Consider the following 7,502-nt stretch of genomic DNA (forward strand, 5'->3'; position numbering starts at 1 on the left):
CGCCACCTCCCCCACCACCGCCTTCGCCCTCTCCCGCCTGGCCGACCCCGACACCCTGCACCACACCCCCATCGGCGTCCTCCGCTCCGTCGACCGGCCCGTCTACGACCACCAGATGTCCGAACAACTGGACACCGCGATCGAACAGAACGGCAAGGGCGACCTCACAGCACTGCTGACCGGCGGGGACACCTGGACGGTCGTCGGCTGACCATCAGTACCCGTCTTCGAGGGCCTGGGCCGCTGTTCGCCCCCAGGCCCTCCGTGCGTCATGCGTCGGGGATGTCCCGCTTCGCGCGAATGAGGGTCTCGCGCGTGATGACGACGATGCGCTCGTAGTCGGCTCTGGCCGCGTCCGAGGGGAGGTGGGGGTCGAGGGCGGCGGTGGCTTCGGTTCCGATGACGGCGAAGTTGCCGTCGGTGAGTTCAAAAAGGTCTGGGCAGGACTCGCCGGTCAGGCTCCCCCGCTGTCGGGGCGAGTCACCGAGGCGGCGGGTGATGCGGGCGGACGAGAGCTCATTGCGCAACGGTGCGGTCCCCTCTCACTCGGGGCGGTGGAGCCCCGGGTTTGGGGGTGGCGCCCCATAACGACTGACGCACCCCCGGGGTCACGGTGACCCCGGAAAAATTCATGACCCGACTCGTTCCTCCCCAACCCTTCGAGCCTCCACAACCGCTCCGAGCAAACGGCGTAACAGAGCATCACAGCAGGCTCAGGACTCGCTCTCGTCCCGGGGCTCGGGTGCGTGACCAGGCGCGTTCCCGGGCATGGGCGCGGGATCGGGCGCGGGGCCGACCACCCACCACTCGTCCGGGTCGTCGGCCAGTTCTTCCATGATGGTGTCGACGGCTCTGCCGACCCGGGCCTCCAGGGACTCCTCGGGGAGGCTCCTGCGGTGCTCGACCGTGCGCTCCCAGTACTCCGCGAAGACCTCGTTGCGGGACAGCATGCGCAGGTGTCCGAGCAGTTCGTTCCAGTCGACGTAGCCGATGCGGTGGGCGAGCAGGATCGTGCCGTACTCGCGGTTGGCGAACATCATCTGACGGCGTTTGAGGTCGGAGATCCCGTTCAGGGTGGACAGGGCGGCGGCGAGCGAGGGGTCGTCCATCGCGCGGTCCAGCTGTTCCGTGACCAGGCGGTGCTGCTGGATCAGGTTCGTGCGGTGGATCTCCTGCGCCATGTGCTCGATGCCCTCGGCGATGAACGTGAGCTTGGCGAGGAGTTCCAGCGTGAGCTCCTCCTGACGCCGGTGGCGGTTGCCGCGCGCCGTGAACGGCGCCCGCATCAGACCGAGAGCCGCCACCACCGCGGACCCGATCCGTCGCGCAGCCGGAGTCACTGTGGCCATGTCAAGCGTCTCCCCGTACGGTAGCCGTACTGCCCGGCCGGTGGCATTGGCGGGCCGGCGCACGGTGGGCGAAACCACCCCTCCCACAGCCTGCCCGGCGGTTCCAGCGGACGTGAGAGGCAAGAGGGGGGCGCACGGGTGGATATGGCCTGTACATCGACCGCCGGCCTGACCCGTGTGTGCCCCGTGGGCGCCGTCCACCTCCGCTTGCACCCTGGGCCGGGACAGACGGGTCGGCCGCGCTGAGACGCCTCGCTCAAAGGCCTCACTCAGAGGCCGCGCTCAGCCCCGCCCCTTCGCCGTGTCGTACGCCTCCCGAGCCTTCTCCACCTCGCCCATCCGCTCATGCGTCCACATGGCCAGCGAGCGGACCTGCTCTGCGGCCTCGCGGCCCAGGTCGGTCAGGGAATAGTCGACCCTCGGCGGGATCACCGGCTTGGCGTCGCGGTGGACCAGGCCGTCGCGTTCAAGGGTCTGGAGCGTCTGCGTCAGCATCTTCTCGCTGACCCTGCCGATCACCCGGCGGAGCTCGCTGAAGCGGTACGGCCGGTCCAGGAGTTCGATCAGGACCAGGACGCCCCAGCGGCTGGTGATGTGTTCCAGGACGAGGCGGTACGGACACATCGCCTCGCCCATGTCGTACTTACCGGCGGGCGGATTCGTCGTGACAGCACTTACGGGCATGCCAGTACCTTACTTCAAAGTGGGTACTTTCGAAGAGTTAGTGCACCTCCTAGGGTTAGCGGCAGAGCCACCCCACCTAGGAGTTGTCTGATCATGAGCATCGTCGTCACCGGCGCCGCCGGGAACCTCGGCCGTTTCGTCATCGAGGGCCTGCTGGAGAAGGTCCCGGCCGAGCAGATCACCGCCGTCGTGCGCAGCGAGGAGAAGGGCGCCGATTTCGCGGCCCGCGGAGTACGGATCGCCGTCGCCGACTACAACACCCCCGAAACCTTCGACGGCCTCTTCTCCGCCGGTGACAAGGTGCTCCTCATCTCCGGCAGCGAGGTCGGCAAGGACCGCGTCGGCCAGCACAAGGTCGTCATCGACGCCGCCAAGGCCGCCGGCGTCGCGCTCCTCGCGTACACCAGCGCCCCGGGCGCCCTGAAGGCCGCCCTCGCCGACGACCACCGCGGCACCGAGCAGGTGCTCCTGGAGTCGGGTCTGCCGTACGTGCTGCTGCGCAACGGCTGGTACAGCGAGGTCTACACCGAGCAGCTCGCCACGGTGCTGGAGCACGGCGCCGTCGTCCAGGCCGCGGGCGAGGGCCGGGTCGCCTCCGCCTCGCGCGCCGACTACGCGGCCGCCGCCGTCGCCGTACTGACCGGTGAGGGACACGAGAACAAGACGTACGAGCTGAGCGGCGACACCGCGTACAGCTTCGCCGAGTACGCGGCCGAGATCGCCAAGCAGTCCGGCAAGGACATCGTCTACAACTCCGTACCCGCCGACGTCTACGCGGGCATCCTGACCGGCGCCGGGCTGCCCGAGCCGTTCGCCCAGATCCTGGTCGGCGTCGACGCCTCTGTGGAGAAGGGCGAGCTGGCGGGCACCAGCGGTGACCTGTCCCGCCTGACCGGCCGGCCCACCACGCCGATCGCCGACTCGATCGCGGTCGCGCTGAAGGCCTGAGGCCCGGCCCAGCCTGCCCCGCCCTGGCCCGGCGCGCCCCGGCCCGCCCCTGAGCGTCTCCTTCACGGCTCCCGGACCCCTGTCCGTCATGACCGTATAGCGATACGGGCATGACAGGCGGGGGCGGTCGGCGTTACCTTCGTCAGGGCTGCGCTGATGCGGCCCTTCGAGTGAGGAGGGGCCGTTGACCGGGCAGTCGAGGCGCGAGCATCGAATAGGGCTGCTGAACGGGTTCGCCGCATACGGCATGTGGGGGGTCGTCCCCCTCTTCTGGCCTCTGCTGAAGCCCGCCGGGGCGATCGAGATCCTCGCCCACCGGATGGCCTGGTGCCTGGTCCTCGTCGGTGCCGCGCTGCTGGTGCTGCGGCGCTGGTCCTGGGCCGGTGAGCTGCTGCGCCAGCCGCGCAGGCTGGGGCTCGTCGCCGTGGCCGCGGCGGTCATCACCGTCAACTGGGGCGTCTACATCTGGGCCGTGAACGCCGGCCAGGTGGTCGAGGCGTCCCTCGGTTACTTCATCAACCCGCTGGTGACCATCGCCCTCGGTGTGCTCCTGCTGAAGGAGCGGCTGCGGCCGGTGCAGTGGGTGGCGGTCGGCGTCGGCTTCGCCGCCGTCCTCGTGCTCACGGTCGGGTACGGCCGACCGCCGTGGGTCTCCCTCTGCCTGGCCTTCTCCTTCGCCACGTACGGCCTGGTGAAGAAGAAGGTCAACCTCGGCGGCATCGAGTCGCTGGCAGCCGAGACCGCGATCCAGTTCCTGCCCGCGCTGGGGTATCTGCTGTGGCTGGGGTCCCAGGGCGACTCCACGTTCGGGGCCTATGGCGTGGGGCACGCCACGCTGCTGGCCGCGACCGGGGTCGTCACCGCGCTGCCGCTGGTCTGCTTCGGCGCGGCCGCGATCCGGGTGCCGCTGTCCACGCTGGGGCTCCTGCAGTACCTGGCGCCCGTGTTCCAGTTCCTGCTCGGCATCCTCTACTTCCGCGAGGCCATGCCGCCCGAGCGCTGGGCGGGCTTCGCGCTGGTGTGGCTGGCGCTGTCGCTGCTGACCTGGGACGCGCTGCGCACCGCGCGCCGGGCGGCCCGCACGCTCAGGAGCGAGATCAGCGCGCCGAGCACCACCATGACGACGGGGACCGTCAGCGCGGCGCGGAACGCCGAGAGCTCCGCCGCCGCCTCGGCCACCGTCGGCGAGCCCGTGCCGGGTGCCGTGCCCGATCCCATATCCGGGCCCATATCCGGGCCCATATCCGGGCCCGCATCCCGTCCGGCGGACGCCAAGCCGTAGACAGCCGTCACCGCCGAGATCCCGATCGCCGAGCCGAACTGCGTCGACGTGTGCAGCAGTCCGCTCGCCAGCCCCTGTTCCTCCTCGGCCACACCGTCCGTCGCCGCTATGGTCAGCGGCCCGTAGGCCAGTGCGAAGGCGACACCGCCGAGGACCAGGGTCGGGAACATCGCCGCGTACGACCAGTCCATGCCGACCGGGAGGAAGAGCCCGTACGCCACGATCGCCAGCGCGAAGCCGCCGAGGATCACCCGCGCGTTGCCGTACCGGGCGACCAGGCGCGGGGTCAGCGTGGGCGCGAGGACCGCGTCACAACCCAGCACGACGAGCGCGATCGACGTCTGGAGCGAGGACCAGCCACGCAACTCCTGCAGGTACAGAGTCAGCACGAACTGGAAGCCGAAGAAGGCTCCGACGAAGAGCAGCGCGCCGAGGTCGGCCCGGACGACCGATCCGGTACGGAGGATGCCGAGCCGGACGAGCGGCTTCGCGGCCCGGCGCTCGACGGCCACGAAGACGGCGGCCAACAGTACCGCCGCGACCGCCACTCCCGCCGTGAGCGGCCAGCCGTCCAGGCCGTGTTCGAGGCGGATGACGGCGTAGGCGGCGAGCAGCATGGCCGCGGCGGCCGTCACCGCGCCGAGGAGGTCGAAGCCTCCGGTGCGTCCCTGGGAGTCCGGCGTCCGCTCGCCCTTCGGGACCAGCCGGAGCGCCGCCGCCAGGATCGCGGCCGCGAGCAGCACCGGGGCGAAGAACACCCAGCGCCAGCCGAGCTCCGTGAGCAGGCCGCCGACGACGAGGCCCAGGGAGAAGCCGCCGGCTGCCGTGCCCGCGAAGACCAGCAGCGCCTTGTTGCGCTGGGGCCCCTCCTCGTACGACGTCGTGATGAGGGACAGTGCCGCCGGCGTCATGAACGCGGCCGCGACGCCCGTCACGAAGCGGGCGACTATCAGGGTCCAGCCGTCGGTCGCGAAGCCGCCGAGGCCGGAGAAGACGAGGAAGACGGCCAGCCAGCCGAGGAACATCCGGCGCCGTCCGAGCAGGTCGGCGGCACGTCCGCCGAGGAGGGTGAAGCCCGCGTAGCCCAGCACGTAGGCGCTCATCACCCAGGCCGCCGTGTCGGTGGGCAGGTCGAGATCGGCCCTGATGGACGGGACGGCGACCGCCAGCATGGCGATGTCGATGCCCTCCAGGAAGATCGTCCCGCACAGGACGAGGAGGAGGGCGCGGGCACGGAGGTCCATACGAGGGCTCGTGCCGGTGTCCCCGCGGACATCCGGGGAGGTGTCCGGGCGTTCGGGCATGGCTGGTCCAACTCCTTGGCGACAGGGGACGGTTACGGATCTGAGGGTCGGTTCCCTCTTGTAACCAGCCCCAGCCTGCGCCACCATCGGCAGACGTGGAAGTAGGCACTTCGAAGTCACCGAGTAATCCCGCAGGCACCGTGGACCACGGGGACCCGGATCCCTTCCAGTGGGACACCCGGGAGGACTGTCAGGTACGGCAGATCCTCGATCGCGTTGCCGACAAGTGGTCGTTGCTCGTCATCGCCCTGCTCGACGGGCGGTGCTGGCGGTTCACGGAGCTGCGGCGCGAGATCGACGGGATCAGCCAGCGCATGCTGACGGTCACGCTGCGGCAGCTGGAGCGGGACGGGCTGGTGAAGCGGACGGTCCATCCGGTGGTGCCGCCGCGCGTGGACTACGAACTCACCCCATTGGGCCGGACGTTGCACACCACCATCCGTTCCCTCGTGATGTGGACGGAGGACCACCAGGGCGAGATCGCTGCGGCCCGGGAGGCGTACGACGCGGCTCGGGAGGCGGAAATGGCGGAACGGGAGGCGGAAGCGGCGGCGCGGAAGCCTGAGGCGGCGGCCCGGGAAGCGGAAGCTCCGACCCGGGAGTCGGAAGCGGCGCGGCGAGCCCGGTGAGCGCGGAGGTTCGGTGAGCGCGGAGGTTCGGTGAGCGCGGAGGTTCGGTGAGCGCGGAGGTTCGGTAACCGGATGGAAGTCTCCTCGTCGACCGGTATACGAACACCCCTGACTGAATAGCACTCTTGACGCTCAGTCAGTCACAGCAGCACCATCCGAGGCACCCATTCACTGTGGATTCACCGTGGGTCCGCCATGAACCCCGCGGCGGCCCTTGAATCCCTACGGAATTCGGAGCCCCCCACTCATGAAGCTCTCCGTTCCCGGGCGTGCCACGGCCGCTGCCGTCGTCGCGGCCGTCACGCTGCTCGCCACCGGATCGATAGCCGGGGCGGCACCCGCCCCCGAGGCGGCCGCCGCCGCACCCGATCTGCCCGTGGCCAACGTCAAGGCCCATCTCACGCAGTTCCAGTCCATCGCCACCGCGAACGGTGGCAACAGAGCGCACGGGCGCCCCGGCTTCAAGGCGTCCCTCGACTACGTCAAGGCCAAGCTGGACGCGGTCGGGTTCACCACCACCGTCCAGCAGTTCACCTCCGGTGGTCTCACCGGCTACAACCTGATCGCCGACTGGCCGGGCGGCGACGCCAACCAGGTGATCATGGCGGGATCGCACCTGGACGGCGTCACCTCGGGCCCCGGCATCAACGACAACGGTTCGGGCTCGGCGGCCGTCCTGGAGGCGGCGCTCACCGTCGCGCGCACCAACTACCAGCCCACGAAGCACCTCCGGTTCGCCTGGTGGGGCGCGGAGGAGCGTGGCCTGGTCGGCTCGAACTACTACGTCAGCAACCTCTCCTCCGCGAACCGCGACCGCATCAGCGGCTACCTGAACTTCGACATGATCGGTTCGCCGAACCCCGGCTACTTCGTGTACGACGACGACCCGACGATCGAGCAGACGTTCAAGGACTACTTCGCGGGCATCGGCGTCGCCACGGAGATCGAGACCGAGGGCGACGGCCGCTCCGACCACGCCCCCTTCAAGAGCGCGGGCGTCCCCGTCGGCGGCCTGTTCACGGGCGCGAGCCGCACCAAGACCGCCGCGCAGGTCACCAAGTGGGGCGGTACGGCCGGGCAGTCCTTCGACCGCTGCTACCACTCCTCGTGCGACACGACGTCCAACATCAACGACACGGCGCTGGACCGGAACGGGGACGCGCTGGCGTATGCGGTGTGGGAGCTGTCGTCATAGCCGGCTGACCTGACTGACCCTGAACGGTGTCTGTACGTCCCGGGGCCGGTCCGTCAGCGGTCTGTGCCGGCCCCGGGACGGGCTCGGGAGGGGCTCGGCACGGCCCCGGGG

The 7,502-nt window shown here is 70.1% G+C and carries 7 protein-coding genes and 2 pseudogenes; 5 read left to right on the forward strand and 4 right to left on the reverse strand.

Annotation, left to right across the window (positions count from 1 at the left end):
- A pseudogene (locus FPZ41_RS43005) lies at nucleotides 1–211 on the forward strand (2-oxoacid:ferredoxin oxidoreductase subunit beta); the annotation flags it as partial.
- 58 nt (nucleotides 212–269) lie between these two features.
- Here FPZ41_RS43005 and FPZ41_RS43010 read toward each other — a convergent pair.
- The 3 genes from FPZ41_RS43010 to FPZ41_RS43020 form a co-directional block, all read right to left on the reverse strand.
- The gene (locus tag FPZ41_RS43010; protein WP_131572262.1) at nucleotides 270–527 is read right to left on the reverse strand and encodes a hypothetical protein; all 258 of its coding nucleotides are present in this window, start codon (nucleotides 525–527) and stop codon (nucleotides 270–272) included.
- A 186-nt stretch (nucleotides 528–713) separates the two neighbouring features.
- On the reverse strand, nucleotides 714–1,349 hold the full coding sequence (locus FPZ41_RS47605) for a DUF6082 family protein (protein ID WP_228023391.1): 636 nt from the start codon (nucleotides 1,347–1,349) through the stop codon (nucleotides 714–716).
- 282 nt (nucleotides 1,350–1,631) lie between these two features.
- Nucleotides 1,632–2,033, reverse strand: coding sequence for a winged helix-turn-helix transcriptional regulator (locus FPZ41_RS43020; protein ID WP_152869926.1), 402 nt, complete (start codon nucleotides 2,031–2,033; stop codon nucleotides 1,632–1,634).
- Nucleotides 2,034–2,126: 93 nt separating this feature from the next.
- On the opposite strand from FPZ41_RS43020, the gene FPZ41_RS43025 reads away from it, so the two are divergent.
- Both FPZ41_RS43025 and rarD read left to right on the forward strand, forming a co-directional pair.
- Nucleotides 2,127–2,981: an SDR family oxidoreductase gene (locus tag FPZ41_RS43025; RefSeq protein ID WP_152869928.1), complete on the forward strand. Its 855-nt coding sequence runs from the start codon at nucleotides 2,127–2,129 to the stop codon at nucleotides 2,979–2,981.
- A 184-nt stretch (nucleotides 2,982–3,165) separates the two neighbouring features.
- On the forward strand, nucleotides 3,166–4,263 hold the full coding sequence (gene rarD, locus FPZ41_RS43030; RefSeq protein WP_152869930.1) for an EamA family transporter RarD: 1,098 nt from the start codon (nucleotides 3,166–3,168) through the stop codon (nucleotides 4,261–4,263).
- Between the two features lie 32 nt (nucleotides 4,264–4,295).
- Here rarD and FPZ41_RS43035 read toward each other — a convergent pair.
- A pseudogene (locus FPZ41_RS43035) lies at nucleotides 4,296–5,654 on the reverse strand (MFS transporter); the annotation flags it as partial.
- Nucleotides 5,655–5,662: 8 nt separating this feature from the next.
- On the opposite strand from FPZ41_RS43035, the gene FPZ41_RS43040 reads away from it, so the two are divergent.
- Nucleotides 5,663–6,196, forward strand: a complete 534-nt coding sequence (locus FPZ41_RS43040; protein ID WP_322621468.1) for a winged helix-turn-helix transcriptional regulator — start codon at nucleotides 5,663–5,665, stop codon at nucleotides 6,194–6,196.
- Between the two features lie 247 nt (nucleotides 6,197–6,443).
- Complete coding sequence (locus FPZ41_RS43045) at nucleotides 6,444–7,391, forward strand: M28 family metallopeptidase (protein ID WP_152869931.1); 948 nt, start codon at nucleotides 6,444–6,446, stop codon at nucleotides 7,389–7,391.
- Nucleotides 7,392–7,502: the final 111 nt, after the last annotated feature.

Origin of the sequence: Streptomyces acidicola (assembly GCF_009377235.1) — a bacterium.
Lineage (GTDB): Bacteria > Actinomycetota > Actinomycetes > Streptomycetales > Streptomycetaceae > Streptomyces > Streptomyces acidicola.

Bases quoted from the DNA above. Each gene is read 5' to 3' on its own strand.
- FPZ41_RS43020 (WP_152869926.1), bottom strand. From the start codon at position 2,033: ATGCCCGTAAGTGCTGTCACGACGAATCCGCCCGCCGGTAAGTACGAC.
- FPZ41_RS43025 (WP_152869928.1), top strand. From the start codon at position 2,127: ATGAGCATCGTCGTCACCGGCGCCGCCGGGAACCTCGGCCGTTTCGTC.
- FPZ41_RS43045 (WP_152869931.1), top strand. From the start codon at position 6,444: ATGAAGCTCTCCGTTCCCGGGCGTGCCACGGCCGCTGCCGTCGTCGCG.
- FPZ41_RS47605 (WP_228023391.1), bottom strand. From the start codon at position 1,349: ATGGCCACAGTGACTCCGGCTGCGCGACGGATCGGGTCCGCGGTGGTG.